This is a genomic window from Rhizobium sp. BK181, assembly GCF_014193305.1.
Classification (GTDB): Bacteria; Pseudomonadota; Alphaproteobacteria; order Rhizobiales; family Rhizobiaceae; genus Rhizobium.
Genome location: NZ_JACHZA010000019.1, coordinates 63,261 through 85,457, shown reverse-complemented (window position 1 = coordinate 85,457; position 22,197 = coordinate 63,261). Strand labels below are relative to the sequence as shown.

At 58.6% G+C, this 22,197-nt stretch carries 18 protein-coding genes; 7 read left to right on the top strand and 11 right to left on the bottom strand.

Annotated features, from left to right (window positions below):
• Positions 1 to 1,089: 1,089 nt before the first annotated feature.
• From FHT77_RS26785 to FHT77_RS26770, 4 genes are all read left to right on the top strand, one after another.
• Positions 1,090 to 1,530, top strand: coding sequence for an NUDIX hydrolase (locus FHT77_RS26785; RefSeq protein WP_183758049.1), 441 nt, complete (start codon positions 1,090 to 1,092; stop codon positions 1,528 to 1,530).
• 405 nt (positions 1,531 to 1,935) lie between these two features.
• On the top strand, positions 1,936 to 2,511 hold the full coding sequence (locus tag FHT77_RS26780) for a (2Fe-2S)-binding protein (protein WP_183758047.1): 576 nt from the start codon (positions 1,936 to 1,938) through the stop codon (positions 2,509 to 2,511).
• Positions 2,511 to 3,527 (top strand): FAD binding domain-containing protein, encoded by a 1,017-nt coding sequence (locus FHT77_RS26775; protein ID WP_183758045.1) that lies wholly within the window; start codon positions 2,511 to 2,513, stop codon positions 3,525 to 3,527. Before FHT77_RS26780 ends, FHT77_RS26775 begins: the two co-directional genes overlap by 1 nt.
• Positions 3,524 to 5,809: a xanthine dehydrogenase family protein molybdopterin-binding subunit gene (locus FHT77_RS26770; protein ID WP_183758043.1), complete on the top strand. Its 2,286-nt coding sequence runs from the start codon at positions 3,524 to 3,526 to the stop codon at positions 5,807 to 5,809. The genes FHT77_RS26775 and FHT77_RS26770 overlap by 4 nt, the downstream gene beginning before the upstream one ends.
• 78 nt (positions 5,810 to 5,887) lie before the next feature.
• On the opposite strand, the gene FHT77_RS26765 is transcribed toward FHT77_RS26770, so the two are convergent.
• From FHT77_RS26765 to FHT77_RS26720, 10 genes are all read right to left on the bottom strand, one after another.
• The gene (locus tag FHT77_RS26765) at positions 5,888 to 6,403 is read right to left on the bottom strand and encodes a cupin domain-containing protein (RefSeq protein ID WP_183758041.1); all 516 of its coding nucleotides are present in this window, start codon (positions 6,401 to 6,403) and stop codon (positions 5,888 to 5,890) included.
• 268 nt (positions 6,404 to 6,671) lie between these two features.
• Positions 6,672 to 6,815, bottom strand: a complete 144-nt coding sequence (locus FHT77_RS26760) for a hypothetical protein (protein ID WP_183758039.1) — start codon at positions 6,813 to 6,815, stop codon at positions 6,672 to 6,674.
• 250 nt (positions 6,816 to 7,065) lie between these two features.
• Entirely contained in the window at positions 7,066 to 7,398 is a 333-nt protein-coding gene (locus FHT77_RS26755; RefSeq protein WP_183758037.1) for a hypothetical protein, read from the bottom strand.
• Positions 7,399 to 8,840: 1,442 nt separating this feature from the next.
• Positions 8,841 to 9,839: an Ldh family oxidoreductase gene (locus tag FHT77_RS26750; protein WP_183758035.1), complete on the bottom strand. Its 999-nt coding sequence runs from the start codon at positions 9,837 to 9,839 to the stop codon at positions 8,841 to 8,843.
• Position 9,840: 1 nt separating this feature from the next.
• Positions 9,841 to 11,826, bottom strand: a complete 1,986-nt coding sequence (locus FHT77_RS26745) for an FAD-dependent oxidoreductase (protein WP_183758033.1) — start codon at positions 11,824 to 11,826, stop codon at positions 9,841 to 9,843.
• 227 nt (positions 11,827 to 12,053) lie between these two features.
• On the bottom strand, positions 12,054 to 13,130 hold the full coding sequence (locus FHT77_RS26740) for a glycine betaine/L-proline ABC transporter ATP-binding protein (protein ID WP_183758031.1): 1,077 nt from the start codon (positions 13,128 to 13,130) through the stop codon (positions 12,054 to 12,056).
• On the bottom strand, positions 13,123 to 14,010 hold the full coding sequence (locus FHT77_RS26735; protein ID WP_183758029.1) for an ABC transporter permease: 888 nt from the start codon (positions 14,008 to 14,010) through the stop codon (positions 13,123 to 13,125). The genes FHT77_RS26740 and FHT77_RS26735 overlap by 8 nt, the downstream gene beginning before the upstream one ends.
• Positions 14,011 to 14,111: 101 nt before the next feature.
• Positions 14,112 to 15,113, bottom strand: a complete 1,002-nt coding sequence (locus FHT77_RS26730) for an ABC transporter substrate-binding protein (RefSeq protein ID WP_183758027.1) — start codon at positions 15,111 to 15,113, stop codon at positions 14,112 to 14,114.
• Positions 15,114 to 15,168: 55 nt separating this feature from the next.
• A complete protein-coding gene (locus tag FHT77_RS26725; RefSeq protein ID WP_183758025.1) occupies positions 15,169 to 15,972 on the bottom strand; it encodes a pyrroline-5-carboxylate reductase family protein in 804 nt (267 codons plus the stop codon).
• 8 nt (positions 15,973 to 15,980) lie between these two features.
• The gene (locus tag FHT77_RS26720) at positions 15,981 to 16,610 is read right to left on the bottom strand and encodes a TetR/AcrR family transcriptional regulator (RefSeq protein ID WP_183758023.1); all 630 of its coding nucleotides are present in this window, start codon (positions 16,608 to 16,610) and stop codon (positions 15,981 to 15,983) included.
• A gap of 144 nt (positions 16,611 to 16,754) precedes the next feature.
• On the opposite strand from FHT77_RS26720, the gene FHT77_RS26715 reads away from it, so the two are divergent.
• From FHT77_RS26715 to FHT77_RS26705, 3 genes are all read left to right on the top strand, one after another.
• A complete protein-coding gene (locus FHT77_RS26715; protein ID WP_183758021.1) occupies positions 16,755 to 18,791 on the top strand; it encodes an NADH:flavin oxidoreductase in 2,037 nt (678 codons plus the stop codon).
• An 87-nt stretch (positions 18,792 to 18,878) separates the two neighbouring features.
• The gene (locus tag FHT77_RS26710; protein WP_183758019.1) at positions 18,879 to 19,628 is read left to right on the top strand and encodes an electron transfer flavoprotein subunit beta/FixA family protein; all 750 of its coding nucleotides are present in this window, start codon (positions 18,879 to 18,881) and stop codon (positions 19,626 to 19,628) included.
• 24 nt (positions 19,629 to 19,652) lie between these two features.
• Positions 19,653 to 20,600, top strand: coding sequence for an electron transfer flavoprotein subunit alpha/FixB family protein (locus FHT77_RS26705; RefSeq protein WP_183758017.1), 948 nt, complete (start codon positions 19,653 to 19,655; stop codon positions 20,598 to 20,600).
• 224 nt (positions 20,601 to 20,824) lie between these two features.
• Here FHT77_RS26705 and FHT77_RS26700 read toward each other — a convergent pair whose 3' ends face one another.
• On the bottom strand, positions 20,825 to 21,850 hold the full coding sequence (locus tag FHT77_RS26700) for an NADP-dependent oxidoreductase (protein ID WP_183758015.1): 1,026 nt from the start codon (positions 21,848 to 21,850) through the stop codon (positions 20,825 to 20,827).
• Positions 21,851 to 22,197 lie beyond the last annotated feature (347 nt).

Below are 22,197 nucleotides of genomic sequence, written 5' to 3'. Positions count from 1 at the left end.
AGATTTACCCATGTGATTCACCTCCAACCGCAGTGAATCACACCGATACCCTCGTGAAAACCCCACTCGATTCTCAATTCAAGTGCGATGCTCTAGGTCGAGTAGCCAGACACACGAGCGAGCGCAGCTCGCGCAGGAGCGCACTGCCCAAGATCCTGTTGCGTCGTTTCAGCCAAAAGTGACGATGATTTTCGCAATGACGACAGGGAGGAGCCGAACCCGCATTTGCCTGAAACATCTGGCCGGAGGTTCCGCTTTGGTCTCCGGCCAGATGCTCGTTGATCCAAAGAGGGCTGGGGTCGGCTCCCGGATCAACGCATCGAAGTGCTTCAAAGGTCTCCGCATCTAACGGCAGCAGCCGCGTAAAAGAGGCCCGCCGAGGCGGGCCAGTCTCGCCACATGGAACTGGGAGAAGTTCCGATCAGAATATTAGAGATAACTAATTAAGAAATCGTTAAGTTTAATTTTCGTTACACAGCAACGTGACACGACACGATGATAGACCGTCCAGGATGGACCAGATGAGTTGATCCTGAATACGGGGAGACTATCCGCGACCAAACGCAGCCGTTGCGCAGTTTTTTCCAGGTAGCAAAAGCCGCAAGATTCAGACCGCGAAAATTGTTACCTCCAGCCCTGTCGATGGAGTTGGTCTGGCATGGTGTCGGTCGTCGAGGAATTGAAGGGAAGCTGGCGGAGCTGGAAGCCAGGCTTGAGGAGATCAAGGCAGAAGCACTGGTCTTGGAAGCGCTGAAGGCAGCTTTCGGTGCTCGCCGGCGGACACATCTCCCCGGTCGAGCACGGCTTCGACTTTCGAGTTTTTAGACCGCGTTCTGGGTAATTGTCTCATCCGGCTTGCCGAGGAGATCGCAGGCAAGCAATTTGTCTCTGTCCGAGGTCACCAGCTCGAGCTTTGGTTCAACTTCCGCCATGACCCGCTCCTTTCCAGCGTAAACCTGGAACGTTTTTAGTCGGCAAACAATTCAACTTTTCATCGCTTGAACTATGAACCCATTTCAGTGGACACTCCAGCCCCGACCGGTCTAGAGGGTCCCCGGACGCCGGTGATTGCCAAGCTGAGGCGATGCTATGTTAGAGAGCACCCCGGAGTATCAATCCATTTTGTCGCACCGGGTCCCGGACATTCAACAGGCGGGTGCGGTCTGTCTCAGGCGCACTGAAGAAGGCGTTGAGATTCTGCTTGTCGGCAGCAAGCGAAATGGGCGCTGGGGTCTGCCGAAAGGTCATATCGAAGGTACCGAAACGACCCATGCGGCCGCTGAGCGGGAAGCGTTCGAAGAGGCCGGAATACGCGGTCGGGTGGCAGTCCGACCGTTCGGTGCTTTCACCTATGTCAAGGACACCAACCGGCAGCGATACAAGGTGACCTCGCACATCATCCATGTGACGTCGGTCGCCGATACTTTCCCTGAGCAGGCGACACGGATAACCAGATGGTTTCCAATTAACGATGCCGCGGTCGAAGCGGGCCAGCCGGGCTTGCGCGCACTTCTGCGAAGACTGATGTAGAAGCACGCAAGCTGCAAGACCAGCTGACGCCGCGAACCCGACGCGGCTGCCGTCCGCTTGATCGCCTTACGTCTCGATAGTAATCGAAACTCACAAAGCCTCACTCTAAGTGGTGGAGAGTTCGTGGTATCGGGCCGGCACAGGTGCAATCGGCATCGCCCGCTGTCGGTCTTGAGAATGTTTTCAGATCGGGAGATCGCAAACTCAGCGAAATTGGCTTCGGGCCAGGGCAAGCAAGCCAGGAAAAACCAACCGCGCCTTGGAACTCTTTCGCCGAGGAGAGGTTAGCGCACGGTCGACAAGCCTCGTTGGCTGGGGCGGGCAAACGAAATCTGAAGAACGTTGGACGACCGCATGCCTTCACCCACGCACGCCGGAAGTGCCGGCCTTACCAGGCGAACCCTCATGACAGGCACAATCACGGTTGCCGCTGCAGCCATCCCGCTCAAAGGAGCCACCGCAGCTTCAGGGCAAGCCCAGGAATCCGAGAGGCGCAATGCAGACGAGGCTGTGGCGATATCCATGCGGATAAATGGGCAGTCGTATCAATTCAATGTCGACAGCCGCACCTCGCTTCTGGACCTCCTTCGCGACCACGCGGGCCTGACCGGCACGAAGAAAGGCTGCGATCACGGACAATGCGGCGCTTGCACTGTTCTGACGGATGGTGAGCGGACGTTATCCTGCATAAGCTTTGCCGCGATGAACCAGGGTCGCGAGATCACGACCATCGAAGGTCTTTGTTCTGCCGACGGAACGCTGCACCCGATGCAACAGGCGTTCATCGACTGCGATGCCTTTCAGTGTGGCTACTGTACCCCCGGCCAGATCATCTCTGGTGTTGCCTGCGTTAAGGAGGGTCATGCAGACAGCGACGCAGACATCCGGGAATACATGAGCGGTAACATCTGTCGGTGCGCTGCCTATCCCAACATCGTTGAAGCCGTAAAACAGGCCCGTGAAGAGATGGAGAAGGTCTGATGCTACCCTTCATCTACGAGAGGGCCGACACGCTGCACGAAGCTCTTTCAGCAATGGAAGAGGTCAATCAGCAGCCCCCAACCGATGCCCCGTCGCAATTTATTGCTGGCGGTACGAACATGTCCGACTACATGCGGCTCGGAGTCAATCGTCCCTCTCGACTTGTGGACATCAACCCGATCCAGGAAACCGCCATGCGTACGATCGCACTCGAGGGTTCGGAACTCCGGCTTGGCGCCCTGGTGCGGATGAGTGAGGCGGAGGACCACGCCGAAATCAACCGGCGATGCCCGATGCTGAGCGAGAGCCTGAAGCTTGCAGCAAGTCGCCAGATCCGAAACATGGCGACGCTCGGCGGCAACCTGCTGCAGAGGACGCGGTGCGAGTATTTTCGCGAAATCTCCTGGCCCTGCAACAAGCGCCTTCCAGGTTCCGGCTGCTCGGCGATGGACGGCTTCAACCGGCAGCATGCGATCCTGGGTGTAAGCGATTCTTGCATTGCAACATATCATGGCGATTTCGCACAAGCCCTGATCGCGCTGGACGCCTCGATCGAGATCCAGGGCCGGGATGCCAACCGTCGCCTCCCGATTTCTGAACTGCATCGTCTGCCGGAGGACCGGCCTGACATTGAAACGGTCCTGCGGCCCGACGAGATGATTACCGCCATCATCGTCCAAATTCCTCAATGGGCTTCAAGGTCCACATATCTGAAGGTCCGTGATCGCCAATCCTATGCATTTGCATTGGCCTCGACCGCGGTCGCTCTCGATCTCGATGGTAAAAACGTGCGTGACGTGCGCATCGGTCTCGGAGGACTGGCGACCGTGCCCTGGCGTGCGGTAACAGCCGAAGACGTGCTGCGGGGGCGACCGCTGACCGAGGAAGCCGCAAATGCCGCGGCGGATGCGGCCTTTGCGGAAGCAAAGCCTCGGGAACACAATTCATTCAAGGTCGAATTGGGAAAGCAGACGCTGGTGCGCGCTCTGATGGAAGTCCGGGAGATGAGCTTATGAGCAAGAGTGAAGCTGCGCCAACGCCAGGCGAAAACATGGGAGCGCCACTTGCGCGCGTGGACGGCCGGCTCAAGGTCATGGGCAAGGCATCCTATCCCGCCGACATCCCGCTCAACAATATCGCTCATGGGTATCTCGTCACGAGCGCTATCGCTTGTGGCCGGATCAAGGGGCTTCACCTCGAAGACGCACGTGCCATTCCCGGCGTGCTCGACGTGCTAACGCACGAGGACGTGGGCAAGGAGCTGGAGCCGCCGGAATTTGGAACCTCCGGATCGACATCGATCGGTCCATTGCACGATACGAAGATTTGGCATGACGGCCAGATTATCGCTCTTGTGGTGGCCGAGACGGTCGAGGTCGCCCGCGAAGCGGCAATGCGCATCAACGCCGACTACGAGGAAGAGCAACCAAGTACAGGTTTCGGGTCGGACGGAACGGAAACGGTTGCTGCAGCGCAGGCAAGCGAGGAATTCGGCAAAGACGTAAAGGCCGGCGATTTCGAGGCCAATTTTGCCAAGGCGGATGTAAAGATCGATGCCGAATACGGCATGGCGACGCACCACCACAATCCGATCGAGCTGTTTTCCACGACCGCCTATTGGCAGGGTGATAATTTGACCGTCTACGAGCCGTCGCAGAATGTCTACGGCTGGAAGGTCGAAATAGCCCGGCAGCTGAGGATCGAACCCGACCGCGTGCGAGTGGTTAGCCCTTATATTGGTGGAGCCTTCGGTTCAAAGGGACCGATCACGCCGCGCACGGCAATCGTCGCGCTGGCGGCGCGAAGATTGGGCAGGCCGGTACGCTGCGTCGTGACGCGGCCGCAGGCATTCACGACCCAAACATATCGCGCCGAGACCCGTCATCATGTCAGGATGGGCGCTGCGCGCGACGGCCGGATTTTGGCCTTTCAGCACGAGGGGTGGGAGGTGACATCGCGTCCCGATCCTTATGTCGTCGGCGGCACGAAAACCACTGGACGCATTTATAACTACGGCTCGGTCCTGACCAAGGTCTTCCTGGTGAAGGCCGACCGACCGACACCAAGTTACATGCGATCGCCACCGGAGACCCCTTACGTCTACGCGCTGGAAAGTGCGATGGACGAAATGGCGGTCGCTCTCGACATGGATCCGGTCGAATTTCGCCGGATTAACGATGCGAGCAGGGATGCGATCGAGGGCAAGCCATTTTCAAGCCGGTCCCTAATGGAGTGCTACGATCAGGCAGCACGCGAATTTGGCTGGTCCACTCGAAATCCGCAGGTCGGCAGCACGCAGGATGGTGACTGGCTGATTGGCATGGGTTGCGCCACGGCAGTTTATCCCTCCAACGTCGCCCCATGCGCGGTCCGGATCACGCTGACCGATGACGGTCACGCGCGGATACAGACGGCGTCTCACGAGATTGGAACGGGCATCCGCACAGTCGCGGCTCAGCTTGTCGCCGAGCAGTTGGGTCTCGATCCAGTCGTGGTCGAGGTGGAAATGGGTGACACACGCCTACCGCCTGCCCCGGTCGCTGGCGGATCCAATACGACTGCAAGCGTATCGTCAGCCATCATCAAGGCATGTGGCGAAATCCGCGACAAGCTCACACGAGCCGTAGTCACGGCAAACGACGGACCCCTGGCAGGAAGCGATCCGCGATCGATAGGCTTCAAGGGAGGCAGGTTGATTGCCGGCAACGCCTCGCAGGACCTGAGGGATGCCTTCAAAAATCTCGGAAGCGGCGTTATCGAGCAATACACGGAATTTCGTCCGGACACAGCTTCTCCGGAGGCCGTCTCCAAGCTCTACAAGGGCAATATGGAGATGGTGAGCGGTGAGAAGGGCGAGATGATTAAATATGCCTTTGGGGCCGAATTCGTCGAGGTGCGCATCCATCGTCGCACGCGCGAAATCCGAGTCCCGCGCATTGTTGGTGCCTTTGCGGGCGGAAGGATCATGAATACCAGAACCGCACGCAGCCAGCTGATGGGAGGCATGATCTGGGGCATCTCGTCAGCCCTCCACGAGGCGACCGAATTCGATCATAGGAGCGCGCGTGTCGTCAATCGCGACCTGCAGGATTATCTCGTACCAGTGAACGCCGACATCGGGGAGGTTAAGGTCATCCTGGTCCCCGAGACCGACAACGACGTCAACCCCGCTGGCGTGAAGGGGCTAGGTGAGCTTGGCAATGTCGGTACCGCTGCAGCGGTCGCGAGCGCCGTGTTTCACGCGACAGGAAAGCGTGTCAGGCAGTTGCCAATTCGCATCGACAGTCTTCTTTCCTGAACCACTGACGTTCATCAAGCAAATCTCTCGGGAATGACTGAACCTGCACGCACTGGGGAAAGCGAACCGGGCCTTGCCTCAGATCTGATCCGCGTTCGGTGATCGCCAGTGCTTCAGCAAGGGCCCGGGATGGCCCGTCAGGGGATCGGTTGGGGGAAGAGGCAAGTTTTTTATAGCCGTGAGCTCCTCCTCAGTTGCGCTTGACCTCTTGATATCCGCATGTTGGCCAGGCGGATAAGCACCAACCACCAGGAAATCGTCGCTTGCCGCGACAAGGCAGTGCCCCGTCCCAGCGGGCAAGACCAGGCAATCCCCGGCATTTACAGCATAACTGATCCCTGCAGGTCCACCGAGCTGGACGGAAGCTTTCCCCCTCGCAATCCCCAGGACCTCATGCGCGTGTACATGGTAATGTTGATAATCGAATATCCCGTTCCGCCAGATTCCAGTCCAGCCATTTTCCTGAAACAAGGCCTCGAACCGTTGCGCGGCGTCGCCCGTTGGATCGACTGCTGACTTGTAGACGATGAGAGGCAGCAGCGAATTATTCGGCACCCACTCACTTTTCGGAAGAAGTTTCGTGTGGACTTCCATCGCTTTAACCCTTCTACGACCGCAACCAACGATGCTGGGTGGATGATGCTTGCTCACTCTAAATCCCGGATGACGCGAGTCGTTCCCACATGCCGGCGGATGGCGACCTTCTGGGAAGCATTGGAGGCATCAACATCCAATCTTCCCTTAGCTTCGTCGCTCCACCTGCATGGATACCCGACGCTTCACAAGCTGCCGAGCGGCAAAACGCCGCCGGGGCCGGGATGAGGATCGATTTGTCCCGGATCGTTGGACAGAAATAGCGGGATTAGAAAAGATCGAAGTCCTTATCGTCCTTGGAGAAGCTCTTGCGGAATTCTTCCTCCCAAGGGTCGAAGAACTCCTCGCCCTCAGGCAGCGGTGCAGGCGTTGGCGTTTCGTCGTTTTCGCGTTTGTTTTCAAAATCTCGCATATCGCCACCTCGATGCGTATTACTAACCGACATGAACGCCTGAGTGCGACCATGGATCGAACACTTATCTGTAGACACTGAAAGACAGCGTGAGGCTCCCGCGCATCAGGTCTGGCGGGACCTTGCCTAGGTATCATGCATGTCGTGATGCCGGTTTTTGGATGGCGATAGCGCGAGCTCTCAGGTTTTGAGTGCGACCAGGGCGCGCGGAGATGAAAGGAGATTTGAAATGCCATAACGAAAAAACCGCTTAGGCAGGCACTTCACCGTCTTCGTTCGCAGATGTGGTCTCACAGATCCTCAGGAGCCTGTTTATTTGGTCACATAAAACGACGAAAGCGGCGGCAACGAGTTCGTTGGGAGTATCGTCCATCTCGGCAATCAACGTCTCCACATCGCGCAATGTGCGGGATGCCATCGGTGTATCCACTCCACTGGCATCAAGTGTATGTTGCAGCTCGCGGATGCTGGCAACGCCGCGGACGACCAGATCTTTTCGCTCGCTGGGAGTGAGCAGGTGGATTTGGTCTAGGGCCCGAACGAGTTCGGAGACGAAATCCGGTGTGGTAGAGATGCTTGCCATGCCTCCCCCTAACACGTCGACGTTGCGGCTATATCAAACCTAGCAGTATTGCCAGCTATTGGCGAGTTCGCCTTTCGATTAAGCTGCCACAAGGCCAGAGGAGCGTACGGCTGGAGCAATTCGCCTAGGCCCAAGCCGTACGCTTGTTTGGTTTCGGAGGGGCTGGGGTCGGCTCCGAAACCTGAACGCGTTAAAATCCGATAGTTCGTCTTTATGTGGTATTTTACAAATCACTAATAGTTAAAACCGGCAGAGTGAGAAAGGAAGTACCGCTCGGAAAGCGCGTACGCAGGACCGAAGCTCTTTTGAAGACTGATGGAGTAGCGGCGACTCTTGCAGGAAGAGTACCTGGGCTTCTGCTCTATCAGCGCGCTTTGGTTGAGGGGGTGGCCGGCTCGCGTGCCGGGGCTAATGCTGCTGTGCGAGCCGACCTGCGCTGGTCATCGGGGGGTCGATGGCCGAGCGCCTGATGTCATTTGGTGTCGCAGGGAATTGTTTCCAGAGCCGCTAATACTAATGGTGAGGGGCACACCTCGAACAGGTGAGTGGCCCCGCAAGCATGCTCCGGGCGGAAGATACCTGGTGATTCCGAGGCTAGGCCTCCTTTACGGCCGCACTTGCCGTGATTTCGACCAACCGGCGAGCATCACCGAGGTCAGCGACGCCAATAGTGGCGTGCGCAGGAAGATCTTCTTCCGCGTACCAAGCCAACCATGCCTTTGCATTCTTCCCTTTTGGTCATGTCGGTAATGTAAATGCGGACCTGCAGCAGGTGCTGTTTGTCCGAGCCGCCATCCGCGCACGGCTTCCAGCTTCTCGCAGACTTCACGGGTCCGGCCTCCATTCCTGGTCGAGTTCACGGCTAGCAAAGGCCTTCGCACATTCGACGCGGCCTGTTGTGAAAGGAGGTTGATTTACTCGTCAGCGACACGCGGTTAACGGCAACTCGGTCGGCTTGCCGCTTATAGCTCGGGGAGATCGCCCGAAACAATTCATTGATCACCAACGAAGAGAAAACACCAATGGTTAAGCGCATCAGGAAGGCTCACATCATGCATGGAGCTGTCGAACATAATGACCTTCTGTTCAATGGGGGCGACGCAATGGTATGTCGGGCTAGATCTCGACAGTTCGAGGGCGGTTCGAAAGCCATTGCAGCCAGCCGGGCAAGTTGACCTTTGGCTCTTGAAACCCAAACAGCGTCACTCGCCACTGGTGGTGAACCTCCTGGCTGATTTGCTGCGGGAGATTTTCGCGGGTGTCGCTGATACCCCCGCTTCTCTGATGCATAGCGGACTGAAAAACCTGATCGGATCCAGTGCCTCGTCCTCCGCTTAAGGCACGTGGAGAGCCGCGTTTACCAATTGAGGCAAATGCGGCGAATGGCAAACCAACCCGGACCAATCCATGACGAGCCACAACATCCTGGCGTTAACGTTCCTCTACGTGGCGATGATGGCCCCGATCTTTTCGAAGACATTATGAGGGATGGTGAGTTCCAATGGAAGCGGTGCGGGGTCCATCCCGCTCACTCCCGGGACGAACACACCGTAATCCTGGAGACGACGAACCTGGGCGCGGACACGCTCAATTTGCGTTTCTGCATTTTCCCTTGGCATAATTGCGATCACGGTCAAACCAACAGCAGGGGACTGAGCTCCCGACCTGAAATCTGGCGTGTCCAGCGACCAGGGGCCGCCCGACAGACCAGCCGCCAGCATCTCCACCAGAAGCGCGACATTGGCGCCCTTGCGCCCGCCGAACGGCAACAGGGCTCCCATCAGCGCCTTTGAGGCTTCATCGGTCGGGTGACCGTCTTCGTCCACTGCCCAGCCCTCGGGGATCGCTTTTCCTTCTTCGGCAGCTCTTATAATGTTGACGAAAGCGGTCGCGCTGGATGCCTGGTCAATAATGAGCGGCGGCGTGTGGTCGCCGAGCGGAAATCCGAATGCCATCGGATTTGTGCTGTAGACCACTTTGCCCCCGACCTTGGCCACCATCATGGCATTTGCGTTTGTCGCGGCCAGTCCGATAATGCCTTCATCGCAAAGCCTTCGGACATAGTACCCGAGTTCGCCAGCGGTATAGCTGTTCGTCTGCGTCAAGACGGCAATCCCGAATTTACGGGCCGCGTCGAGCAGATCTGGAAAAGCGAGATCAAAGCCCAGCTGCGCGATGCCGCGATCTGCGTCTGAAACGAGGAAGGCAGGAAAGGCGCGGTCCAGCCGTGGTGTTGGGTTGCAATTTATGCGTCCTTGACGGAAACCATTGAGATAGTCCACGAGGTGTGGAAAGCCGAGCGTTGGCGGCCCGTAACTTGCCGCCGACAGTGTGGCTTTCACGAGCGAACGTGCGCTCGACTTGTCTGCGCCGGAGGCCAGGCAAGCCTTCATGGCGAGTTCCTCGGCATCCCTTCGTTTGAGCACGACGTCGTCGGACATGTCAGATTTCCAATCCCGTCTTCCTGCCTTCGTAGAACGCATAGGGAGCCTGCCGCGGTGCCGCGCAATCGCCGATCTGTCTGACGACGACGCCCAGTTTTGCCAGGCCAGGGATCAGCCAGTCCATTGCGTGATTGGTCGTCGCGGTAACAAGTGCGTCCGCTTCCATGAAGCTGTGTTCACCGCTGTTGTGGTCCAGAACAGTCGCGCCGTTTCCGTGCCATTCGACGATGCTGACTTCGGTAGTCCATTGAACCCCAAGCTTTTTCAGGGCTTGTCGCATCGGCACATCGGCAGCCGTTCTCTGAAGCTCTTTCCCGACAAGCGGATCGGGTGTGACGATGGTAACGCGATGGCCGTCCTCCGCAAGCTTCCAGGCCGTTCCGCAGCCGCGCCAACCACCGGCCTCATCCAGCAGAAGCACCTGTTTGCCTGGCCTTGCCTGTCTGGCCATGACGGCTTCGACGGTGAAAACGCCACTCTTGTCGAAGCCGGGCATCCTTTCCATCGTTGGTAAGGCCTTCTGAAATCCGGTCTCCGGCGAATAGGACCCGGTCGCAACGATGACGACGTCCACCTTTGATGGGTCGATGTCATCGGCTTCCACATAGGTATTCAGCCTGACCTCAACACCGAGCTTTTCCAGTTGGCGTTCATACCAGGCGAGCAGATCAAGGATCTGCGCGCGCCTCGGCTGCAGTCCTGCAAGCAGAAAGTTGCCACCCAGACGCGTTCCGGCTTCGGAGAGGACGACCTTGTGGCCGCGTTCCGCCGCAACTCTTGCGGCCTCAAGACCTGCCGGCCCGCCACCGATGACAAGGACGCGTTTTGGGTCTGATGTCCTGCTAAAGCGATCGCCGTTCCATTCGAATTCACGCCCCGCTGAAGGGTTGATCAGACAGCTTATCCAGTAGTCCCTCGACCGGCGCCCCCAGCACATCTGATTGCAGGATATGCAGCCCCGGATGTCGTCGGCACGCCCTTCGCTTGCCTTGCGCGCCAAATGGGGATCGGCGATCTGGCCACGAACGAGTGAGACAAGGTCGGATGCGCCTTCGCCAAGGACGGTCTCGGCATTTTCAGGGGTCCGGATATGGCTTTCGGCGATGACGACGGCGTTTTTGACAACCTTCTTGAGATATGCGGCAAGATCGGCGCCGAGCTTTTCGGGATAGATGAACGTCGGCATCAGCTTGTAGAAATCGAGGTAGCCGCCCGATCCACACGTGACGTAGTCGATAAGACCGAGATCGTCGTGAAGCTTCACAATCTCCGCAAGCTCGTCTCGCTGGAGGGCCGCCTTGACATCCGGCTCGTCGCTGACTGCAATGCCTATGATGAAGTCCGGTCCGCAGGTCTCCCTGATCCGCGCAAGAATCTCGCGAGACATGCGCGTTCGGTTTTCGAGCAAACCTCCCCACTGGTCGTCGCGTCGATTGCTCCAGGGCGTCCAGAACTGGTCGACCATGCCAAGATAGGCTGCCCAGACCTCGACACCATCGAAGCCGGCCTCGTGGCATCGTCGTGCGGCCTGGACGAAGCCGTCGATCGTCTCGAGGATCTCGGCCTCGGTCATCGGATGCGAGCCGTCACTGTCGTGGTAGCTCGGCAGACCTGATGGCGACCAGTGCGGGTGGAAGGAGTTGTCGGAATCACCGTGCGCTCCGACGTGATAGAGCTGCTGGATCGCCACTGCGCCATTGTCCTTTATGGCGCTGACAACCTTCTCGAAATGCGGGATGACACTGTCATCAGAGTGCCGGAAGTTTCCTCGGGTCAGAACGGCTGACGCATGGACCGGCATCGGTTCGACGACGATCATTGCAGCGCCGCCGATTGCACGTTCAGCGTAGTAGGAGACATGGCGCTCCGTCGGCAGCCCATCGACGGCCATGTTGGCTGTATGGGCGCCAAAGACAATCCGATTGCGAAGCGTATGCCCACGAATCTGAAGCGGGCTGAAGAGGCGGGGAAATGTTTCGGGCATAGCCACTCCCGGAGGCAGGTCACTGCTTGGGTTAAACGAGGGGTCTTGGGTGTCAACGGGCTAGAGGGCAGGGAGATGGGAGCCTGGTGGAGCACACCCAGAACGCCTTTCAGGAGAACTTGCTTCCAGGGATCTCGATCGCAAAACCGCGATCCACTGAAATTGACCGGTCACGAGACCTCATGCTCGCGTTCGGCGAGCACGAGGGTCGGAATTTTGCAATAGCCTCACCGGACGAGGGCAATGACACCCTCGTGCGGTTGGGCAGTGTCCGAGTTGACCATTGCAGTTGCAAGTTGGCGGAACGTGACAACGCCAACGGGACGGGATCCTTCACCGATGACGGTCACATCGCCTTCGGGAACCGACGCAAGCTGGCGAACGGCCTCCTCAACGGTCGTCGAGGCGTCGATGGTGTAGCCACCGATGGGAGCACCGGCCCGCAAGGGGCTCATGATGGCACTCACCTGGACTACGCGGCCGCGGTTCACCTCCTTCACAAAATTGGCGACATACTCATCGGCCGGCCGCAACACGATGTCCTGGCTTGTGCCTTGCTGGATGATTTCGCCGTCGCGCAGAATGGCGATCTGATCCCCCAACCTCAGTGCCTCATCGAGATCATGTGTGATGAAGACGATGGTTTTCTTTATCTCTTGCTGGATGTCGAGGAGAACAGTCTGCATATCCGTGCGGATCAGCGGGTCCAGTGCCGAATAGGCTTCATCCATCAAGAGCACCGGCGCGTCATTCGAAAGGGCGCGAGCCAAGCCGACGCGCTGCTGCATGCCACCTGAAAGCTGGTTCGGGTACTTCTCCTCAAAGCCCTTCAGACCCACACGCTCCAACCATCGCATGGCGACGTCGACGGCCTTCGAACGCTCTACACCCTGGACCTCGAGACCAAAGAGCGTATTGTCGAGGACGTTGCGATGCGGCAGGAGCGCGAACTTCTGAAACACCATAGCCGTCTGGTGCCGGCGGAACGTCCGGAGTTCGGATTCATCCATCTTGACCACGTCGACACCGTCGACGAGCACTTCGCCGGCGGTCGGATCGATCAGCCGGTTGATATGCCGAATGAGCGTCGACTTTCCCGAACCGGAAAGGCCCATGATGACCTGGATCGAGCCCGACGGCATTTCGATATTGATGTCGCGCAGGCCGAGCACGTGGCCGTATTTCCGGTTCAATTCGGTCTTGGTCAGGCCTTTCTGAACCGCCTCAATATGGGACCGCGCGTTCGGACCGAAGATCTTGAACAGATGGCGGATCCTGATGCCGCCAAAAACATGATCAGCCATGGACGATCTCCCGATGCTTCTGGAGCCGCTTGCCGTATGCCTGGCTGACTCGATCAAAGATGATTGCGATGCCGACAATGGCAAGGCCGTTGAAAATGCCGAGGGTGAAGTACTGATTGGCAATCGCCTTCAGCACCGGTTGTCCAAGGCCCTGGACGCCGATCATCGAGGCCACCACGACCATCGCCAGCGCCATCATGATGGTCTGATTGATCCCGGCCATGATGGTGGGGAGGGCCAGCGGCATCTGCACCTTGAAGAGCTTCTGGGAATTCGAAACGCCAAAGGCATCGGCGGCCTCAAGGACGTCCTTGTCGACCAGCCGGATGCCGAGGTCAGTTAATCGGATCATCGGCGGGATCGCATAGATCACGACAGCGATGAGACCCGGCACGCGTCCGATCCCGAGCAGCATGACAACAGGAATCAGGTAGACGAAGCTCGGCATTGTCTGCATCACGTCGAGGATTGGATGGACAACGCGCTGGAACCGGTCCGATCGTGCCATCAGAATGCCGATCGGCAGGCCAAGTGCGATCGACAGGACCGTACAGACGAAGATCATCGAGACGGTCCGCATGGTGTCGTCCCACATGTCGAAGTAGCCGATGAGCAGCAGCGTTACGAGACAGCCGAGCACAATCTTCAGGCTGCGGCTTCCCAGCCATGCGATCACGAGGACCATCAGTGTTATGATCGGCCACGGCGTCTGGGTCATGAACCGGTCAACAGCGATCAGAAAGTGCTGCAACGGAGAAAAGAAGGTCTCGATGGAGTCGCCATATGCCCTCGTGAAACCTCGAAATCCGTCGTCGATCATCTTTTTGAGGTCACGAAGACTATCGTCGTTCATGTGCGGAAATTTGTAAAACCATTCCATGCGGTTCCCCTTTTCTCTGAAAGAGCCGTGACAAGTCTCCTGGTTACTTTCCGGCTTGTGAAGTGGCGGCGCGTGTCCAAACGCGCCGCCCATTCAACCAATCAAAGCGAGGCTTCGATTTTTTTCGCAGCGTCTTCCGACACCCACTTTGTCCAGATGTCCTTGTTTTCCTTCAGGAAGTGCTTGGCGCCGTCCTCCCCGCTCGCCTGATTGTCGGTCATCCAGGCCATGAGCTTGTTGACCGTATCATTGCTCCACGAACGCTTCTCGAGGTAGGACATCACATCAGGTCCCGCCTTTTCCGAGAAGGGCTTTGCAACCAGCGTGACAATCGTGTCGACCGGCCAAGCGTTCGGCTTCGGATCGCCGCAGTCTGCAACGGTGTTGCAGCGTTTCCACTCGGCGGCATCGGCTGGAACACCGGCATCGAGCTTCACCATTTCGTACTTGCCAAGCAACGCAGTCGGGGCCCAGTAATAGCCGACCCAACCCTGCTTGCGCTCGTAGGCCTTTGCGATCGAGCCATCGAGACCGGCACCAGAACCGGTGTCGACAAGCTTGAAGCCTGCTTTTTCAGCATCGAACGCCTTGTAGAGCTGAGAGGTGACCACTGTGCCGCCCCAGCCCTGCGGTCCGTTGTAAATTGCTCCCTTCGACGCATCCTCCGCGTCCGGGAACAGTTCCGGGTGCTTCAGCATGTCGGGGATCGTCTTCAGATCCGGATGGGCGTCGGCCAGATATTTCGGGATCCACCAACCCTGAATGCCGCCATCGGGAAGTGGCGAGCCGACCTTGACGATGCGTCCTTCATCCGTGCCCTTTTTCACGACATCCGGAAGAAGATCGATCCAGGCTTCGGGAGCAATGTCTGGCTCGCCTTTTTCGGCCATTGAGGTGATGGTCGGAACGGTGTCGCCAACGGTGATTTCTGCGCTGCAACCATATCCCTCGTTCAGGATGATCTTATCGAGGTTCGACAGAACTTCCGCGCTCTGCCAATTCATGCTCGCGATCGTAACGCTGCCACAGTCCGCCGCATTTGCGTAGGAGGCCGCTCCCAGCAGCCCGAATGCCATGCACGTAGAAGCCAATAACTTGTTCATTATCGTTCCCTTTTTTAGCGGCGTTTATCTTTGGGCGGGGCGCCGCGAACCCACCTCAACGGTCGTAGGAAGCGTCTCCCATACTCACCGATTTCCTGAAGGCTGCTGCCAGTCCATTGAACACAGCCTGGTCGAATCCTGAGGCTCGCATCTCGTCGATGCCAGCAGCGGTCACCCCGCGGTATTCGAGAAAGCGGCTGACGATTTCGGTCGGACAGTCCTGCCGTCGTTCCAGCAGGCGCCCCGTGCCAATCAGCATCGTCAGGACGGCTCTTCGAGCAACATCCGCTGGCAAACCTTGATCAATCGCATGCCCCATCATGGCTGCGGCAAGAAGCGCAGGGAAGGCGGGTCCGGTGCCTGACATGCCCGTGAGGTAGTCAAGGTCGCTCTCGCCTTTCAGTTCATCTTCGACGCCGCACGCGCCAAAGATTTTGCGCACGAGGCTGCGATCAACGGCATCGACGCCAGCTGAGGCGATCCATGGCGTATAGGATCGGGAGACTTCGGCAGCGGCATTGGGGAGGGCTCGGACAACCCGTTCGGTCGCATGCCGTTCTGAAAGCGCACAGAGGGGGATGCCGGCCATGACCGAAATCAGAAGCTTCCCTCGCATTGTGACAGGGACGGAGCCCCAGTCCTGCGGACGTACCGACAGGATCAAGACATCCGAGCTGTCCGCGAGACGTTGATTGTCTTGTGTCCAGTGCGACGCGGAAAAGCGATCTGGCTGCGAGCGGCGATAAGACAGTGTCAGATCATCGGGATCGGCGAGGCCGGCGGCCAGGATCGCTTCTGCGATGGAACCGCCAAGCCATCCGGCGCCGCCAATGATCCCGATCCTAACCTTTCCGCTCATCTCGTTCCCTAGCCTGGTTTGTAGCCGTGTCTGGCGAAGAACCGGTCAAGCTCTCGCTGCTGAGGGACTTCGCCCGTGTAGATCGCGATGTATTCAGGGATGCGCTTCATGCGCAGTGCGATGCTTTCGTTTGACTGCATCGAGATATAGCCGATCTGCACAAGGTAGGTCGTCCGGGCGCGAACATCAGCGCTGATTTCGGAATGCCCAAAGCGTTTGAACATGATGGCAAGCGCATCCATCCGTGCTCGATCCGCCTCTTGGACCTCCCGCAGGATCTCGTCGGACTGTAATGCCCAGCTGCGCACGGCAAACTCGAACTTGCTGTCGAACAGTCGGCTGTCCAGCCAGCAGTCGAAGACATTCAGCATCGCTTCCGCCAGGGTCTCCGCATAGGCTTCGGACTGCTTTACGATCGACCCTGTATTCTTGTCGCGCCAGCGAGCAACCAGTCCGGCCAAAAGTTCTTCACGATCCTTGAAGAACCAGTAAAAGCTCGTGCGAGACAGGTTGAGCTTCTTTGCCAGAGGCAGGATCTTCACGGAATCAATGCCAGACTCCAGCAGGGCGTCATAGGCTGCCTCGAGCCATCCCTCCTGCGATCCACGCCAGCCACTGTCGCTCAAACTCTGGTCCATGAGCAACTCCTAGCAAATGGTTAAGGTCAACACAATTAAAATGTACATTACTGTCAATAAAATTTAACCCTCATGTTTTCAATGTTGACACATATGTACATTCCACCTAGCGTCCTGACCGATTGCTAATTCGGAGCACGACAGATGTCGAACGATCCCCTCCTGCAGCCGTACCAACTCAAGCACCTCAGACTGCGCAATCGCATCATCGTGACATCCCATGAGCCAGCCTATCCAGAGGATGGCATGCCGAAAGAGCGCTACCGGGCCTATACGGTCGAACGCGCCAAGGGTGGCGTTGCGATGACAATGACGGCCGGCTCTGCAGCCGTGTCCAAGGACAGCCCGCCTGTCTTCAACAATCTTCTGGCATACAAGGACGAGATCGTACCCTGGGTGAGGGAGATGACGGACGCCGTCCACGAGCAGGGTGCTGCGATCATGATCCAGCTCACCCACCTTGGCAGGCGAACGCGTTGGGATAAGGGGGACTGGCTCCCGGTCGTTGCCCCATCCCATCATCGTGAAGCCGCGCATCGGGCATTTCCGAAGAAGCTTGAAGATTGGGATATCGAGCGCATCATCAAGGACTTTGCCGACGCCGCCGAGCGCATGAAGGCTGGCGGCATGGATGGCGTGGAGCTCGAGGCCTACGGCCATCTGATCGATCAGTTCGCATCGCCGCTGACCAACGAACTCGATGGCCCGTACGGAGGGTCACTCGAAAACCGCATGCGCTTCTGTCTCGACGTCTTCAGGGCGATGCGAGAAAGGGTCGGGAACGAATTTATCCTCGGCGTCCGCTACACCGCTGACGAACGCCTTCCCGGCGGCACTGGCAAGGAGGAAGGTCTTGAAATCTCCCGCAGACTTCGCGACAGCGGCCTCATCGACTACCTGAACGTCATTCGCGGGCATATCGATACTGATCCGGGTCTGACTGACGTCATTCCGATCCAGGGAATGGCCAACTCGCCCCATCTCGACTTCGCCGGCGAAATCAGGGCGGCAACAAACTTTCCGACCTTCCATGCGGCAAAGATCCCGGATGTTGCCACGGCGCGTTACGCCATTGCGGCCGGGAAGGTCGACATGGTCGGCATGACACGCGCGCACATGACAGATCCCCATATCGTCCGCAAGATCATCGAGAAACGGGAAGAAGACATCCGGCCGTGCGTTGGTGCCAACTACTGTCTGGACCGGATCTACCAGGGTGGCATGGCGTTCTGCATCCACAACGCGGCAACCGGACGCGAGCAAACGATGCCCCACGTGATCCCGAAGACCGATGTCCCCAGGAAAGTGGTGGTAGTCGGCGCAGGGCCGGCTGGTCTCGAAGCGGCTCGCGTCGCCGCCGAGCGCGGTCACGAGGTCGTCGTATTTGAAGCGGCAAGCAATCCGGGTGGGCAGATCCGGCTGACTGCCCAGAGCGAACGCCGCCGCGAGATGATCAGCATCATCGATTGGCGCATGGCCCAGTGCGAAAAACTCGGTGTCACTTTCCATTTCAATACGTGGGCAGAGACAGACACGATCACGGCGGAGAAACCCGACGTCGTCATCATCGCGACAGGCGGCCTGCCTCACACCGAGGTTCTGACCAGGGGCAACGATCTTGTCGTGTCGTCCTGGGATATCATTTCCGGAGATGTGAAGCCCGGCACGAATGTCCTCGTCTTCGACGATGCCGGAGACCACGCTGGTCTCCAGGCCGCCGAATTCCTGGCCAAGGCGGGCGCGAAGGTCGAGATCATGACGCCCGATCGTTCTTTCGCCCCCGAGGTCATGGCCATGAACCTCGTCCCTTACATGCGATCTCTTCAGAAGCTGGACGTGACCTTCACAGTTACATTCCGCCTCGAATCCGCTGAAAGGAAGGGAAACCAGATTGTCGCCATGGTCGGCAGCGATTACGGCGGTGTGTCGAAACAGCGCATCGTCGACCAGATTGTCGTCAACCACGGGACGATCCCGCTCGATCAGCTCTACTTCGACCTCAAGCCGCTTTCGAGCAATCTCGGAGAGACCTCCTATGACGAGCTCCTGGAAGGCAAGCCGCAGTCGGTGGTCCGCAATAGGGAAGGACTTTTCCAGCTCTTCCGGATCGGCGACGCGGTGGCGGCGCGCAATACCCATGCGGCCATCTACGATGGCCTGCGCATAGCAAAGGATCTGTAGACCAAGAATGCGACTTGTCGAATCTTTCGGTACCGCAGGGAAGACAAGCGATGGCTCGTTTCCGAACTCTAACGAACAGGTGCATTCATGAAAATTCTCGTCCCCGTGAAACGGGTGGTTGATTACAACGTGAAGATCCGCGTGAAGCCGGACGGCACAGGCGTCGAGCTTTCGAATGTGAAGATGTCGATGAACCCGTTCGACGAGATCTCGGTGGAGGAGGCGTTGCGGCTGAAGGAAGCCGGCAAGGCCGAGGAAGTCGTTGTCGTGTCGATCGGTCCTGCCAAGTCTGAAGAGACGCTGCGCACCGCACTCGCCATGGGCGCGGACCGGGCGATCCTGGTCGAGACCGACGATGCCGTCGAGCCACTCGCCGTTGCCAAGATCCTGAAGGGCGTCGCCGACGCCGAACAGCCGGGCCTCATCATCGTTGGCAAGCAGGCGATCGACGACGACTCCAACCAGACCGGCCAGATGCTGGCGGCACTGCTTGGCACCGCGCAGGCAACCTTCGCCTCGAAGATCGAAATCGGTGATGGCAAGGCAACCGTGACGCGGGAAGTCGACGGCGGCCTGCAGACCATCGACGTCAAGCTCCCGGCCGTCGTCACCACTGATCTCCGCCTCAACGAGCCACGCTACGCTTCGCTGCCGAACATCATGAAGGCGAAGAAGAAGCCGCTCGACAAGAAAAGCCCCGCCGATTTCGGCGTCTCCACCGCGCCGCGCCTGAAGGTCTTGAAGACCGAAGAGCCGTCCGGCCGCAAGGCGGGCGTCAAGGTCAAGTCGGTCGCCGAGCTGGTCGAGAAGCTGAAGACCGAAGCCGGCGTCCTCTAGGGTTCGAGAAAGGGAGACATATCCATGGCCATTCTTCTTCTGGCTGATCACGACGGCAGCCACCTTTCCGACCAGACCGCCAAGGCGCTGACGGCAGCAACTATGATTGCCAAGGAGCAGGGTAGCGACGTCACCGTGCTCGTCGCCGGCAAGGGCGCCAAACCAGCGGCCAATGCGGCTGCCGGGCTCTCCGGTGTCTCCAAGGTGCTGCTCGCCGAAAGCGACGCGCTTGCCAACAATCTGGCCGAGCCGCTCGGCGAACTGATCGTTTCACTCGCGGCAAGCTATGATACGATCATTGCCGCCGCCACCTCGACCGGCAAGAACGTCATGCCGCGCGTTGCCGCCCTGCTCGACGTCGCCCAGGTCTCGGAGATCATCGAAGTGGTCTCGGCGGACACATTCAAGCGGCCGATCTATGCCGGCAACGCCATCCAGACGCTGAAGGCGACCGACGCCAGGAAGGTCATCACCGTGCGCACCGCTTCGTTCTCCCAGGCCGGTCCCCAAGGCCCAACTGCTGCCGTCGAGGAGATCTCGACGGCAGCCCTTTCTTCTCGTCTCTCGACCTTCGTCAAGGAGGCGCTGTCGGCCTCCGAGCGTCCGGAACTGACCTCGGCGAAGATCATCATCTCGGGTGGCCGGGCGCTGGGCTCGGCCGAGAAGTTCAAGGAAGTCATCCTGCCGGTCGCCGACAAGCTCGGGGCCGCCGTCGGCGCCTCGCGCGCCGCCGTCGATGCCGGCTACGCCCCGAACGACTGGCAGGTCGGGCAGACCGGCAAGGTCGTGGCACCTGACCTTTACATCGCCTGCGGCATATCAGGCGCCATCCAGCATCTCGCCGGCATGAAGGATTCGAAGGTCATCGTCGCCATCAACAAGGACGAGGAGGCGCCAATCTTCCAGGTCGCCGACTACGGTCTCGTCGGCGATCTCTTCGAGGTGTTGCCGGAGGTAGAGCGGTCCGCCTGACCGCTTCGAAAAGCCCGAGAGCGGCCGAGCGTACCGATCGCAGTCAGTTGGTGGGCTGCTCTGCTGGCACAGGTAAAGTCCGATTTGCGGGCGGCAAATCTAGCGACGGCGGAATATGCTGGTCGACCACTCCCATCTGTTGTGTCGCGACCACTCGTCGTAAATGGCCAAGGCGATAAGGCGGCCGGCTCGGACATAGGGTCTCTTGACAGCTGACTGTCCACTCACTCGCTTACGCGGACAATCAACTTGCCAAAGTTTCGACCCTTCAGAAGGCCTATGAATGCCCTTGGCGCATTCTCCAGGCCATCCACGATATCTTCACGATATTTCAGGCGGCCTTCGGCAATCCATTTTGATGCCTCTTGGTAGAATTCCGGTCGCTGGTCGGCAAATTCGCGCTGAATGAAGCCACGAATGGTCAGGCTCTTGCGAAGGATTGTCCGCATGACGTCAGTCAGCCGATCCGGTCGTGCAGAAACCTCGCCGTTGTAGTGTGCAATCAGGCCGCAAACGGGTACGCGGGCGAAATCGTTGAGGAGGGGAAATACCGCATCCCAGATCGGGCCGCCAACGTTCTCGAAATAGACATCAATGCCATTGGAACAGCTGGCGGCGAGCGCGTCAGCAAAATCCGCCTTGGTGTGGTCGATAACAGCATCGAAACCAAGTTCGTCGAGAACGAATGTGCATTTCTCCTTGCCGCCTGCAATCCCAACGGCGCGCGCGCCATTGATCTTGGCTATCTGCCCGACGGCGGATCCGACTGCCCCGCTGGCCGCCGCCACGACAACGGTTTCCCCGGCCATCGGCTTGCCGATATTGCGAAGACCGGCGTAGGCCGTAAAGCCCGGCATGCCCAGAACCCCAAGAGCTGTGGATATGGGCGCACTCTCAGGGTTGAGCTTCCTTAAGCCGTCGCCATTTGCCACTGCATAGCTTTGCCAACCGGAATGAGAGAGTACGATCTCACCAGGCGTGTAGCTGCGATTCCGGCTTTTCAATATGCGCGCGACCGTTCCACCTTCCATGACGTCGCCAATGGCTACGGGAGCGGCGTACGACTTGGCGGCATCCATCCGACCCCGCATATATGGGTCGAGCGACAGGTACAGGACCTGAAGCAGGATCTCTCCTTCGGCAATCTCGGGCACCGGCCGCCGATCAATCCTGAAATTCGCTTCGGTCGGCTCGCCAACAGGGCGTGAGGCCAACGTTACCCGAAAATTCGTAAGGCTGTCGGTCAACATTTGCTCCTCTTCGAGGCGCGCCCGTGAGCTCATGGACGGGCGCGCTGTTTCGCCCGAAAGGCGTCGCCGACACCTGTGATACTCGTTCCCACGCCTGTTGGTCAATGTACACGGGTTTCGGCAGAAACGTCCTTCCTCCAAGCGTCCAGTTTTGTGTTACGACCTTGGCCGGACGTGGCAAGCGGACGGACCTGGCTGCTCGTTCAATCCACCGCTCTGGGCGCCTCTTATCTCGATTTTGCGCCCCTGACAGTTGCTGCCTGCATGGTGTTGCTGCGTCCACTGAAGGGATGGTTGGCTGCTCACAGCCTTTCACAGAGGAGGCACGCATCGATCGGGATTGGCAG

Coding starts and splice junctions, on each gene's coding strand:
- FHT77_RS26785 (WP_183758049.1), top strand. CDS start 1,090: ATGTTAGAGAGCACCCCGGAGTATCAATCCATTTTGTCGCACCGGGTC.
- FHT77_RS26780 (WP_183758047.1), top strand. CDS start 1,936: ATGACAGGCACAATCACGGTTGCCGCTGCAGCCATCCCGCTCAAAGGA.
- FHT77_RS26775 (WP_183758045.1), top strand. CDS start 2,511: ATGCTACCCTTCATCTACGAGAGGGCCGACACGCTGCACGAAGCTCTT.
- FHT77_RS26770 (WP_183758043.1), top strand. CDS start 3,524: ATGAGCAAGAGTGAAGCTGCGCCAACGCCAGGCGAAAACATGGGAGCG.
- FHT77_RS26765 (WP_183758041.1), bottom strand. CDS start 6,403: ATGGAAGTCCACACGAAACTTCTTCCGAAAAGTGAGTGGGTGCCGAAT.
- FHT77_RS26760 (WP_183758039.1), bottom strand. CDS start 6,815: ATGCGAGATTTTGAAAACAAACGCGAAAACGACGAAACGCCAACGCCT.
- FHT77_RS26755 (WP_183758037.1), bottom strand. CDS start 7,398: ATGGCAAGCATCTCTACCACACCGGATTTCGTCTCCGAACTCGTTCGG.
- FHT77_RS26750 (WP_183758035.1), bottom strand. CDS start 9,839: ATGTCCGACGACGTCGTGCTCAAACGAAGGGATGCCGAGGAACTCGCC.
- FHT77_RS26745 (WP_183758033.1), bottom strand. CDS start 11,826: ATGCCCGAAACATTTCCCCGCCTCTTCAGCCCGCTTCAGATTCGTGGG.
- FHT77_RS26740 (WP_183758031.1), bottom strand. CDS start 13,130: ATGGCTGATCATGTTTTTGGCGGCATCAGGATCCGCCATCTGTTCAAG.
- FHT77_RS26735 (WP_183758029.1), bottom strand. CDS start 14,010: ATGGAATGGTTTTACAAATTTCCGCACATGAACGACGATAGTCTTCGT.
- FHT77_RS26730 (WP_183758027.1), bottom strand. CDS start 15,113: ATGAACAAGTTATTGGCTTCTACGTGCATGGCATTCGGGCTGCTGGGA.
- FHT77_RS26725 (WP_183758025.1), bottom strand. CDS start 15,972: ATGAGCGGAAAGGTTAGGATCGGGATCATTGGCGGCGCCGGATGGCTT.
- FHT77_RS26720 (WP_183758023.1), bottom strand. CDS start 16,610: ATGGACCAGAGTTTGAGCGACAGTGGCTGGCGTGGATCGCAGGAGGGA.
- FHT77_RS26715 (WP_183758021.1), top strand. CDS start 16,755: ATGTCGAACGATCCCCTCCTGCAGCCGTACCAACTCAAGCACCTCAGA.
- FHT77_RS26710 (WP_183758019.1), top strand. CDS start 18,879: ATGAAAATTCTCGTCCCCGTGAAACGGGTGGTTGATTACAACGTGAAG.
- FHT77_RS26705 (WP_183758017.1), top strand. CDS start 19,653: ATGGCCATTCTTCTTCTGGCTGATCACGACGGCAGCCACCTTTCCGAC.
- FHT77_RS26700 (WP_183758015.1), bottom strand. CDS start 21,850: ATGTTGACCGACAGCCTTACGAATTTTCGGGTAACGTTGGCCTCACGC.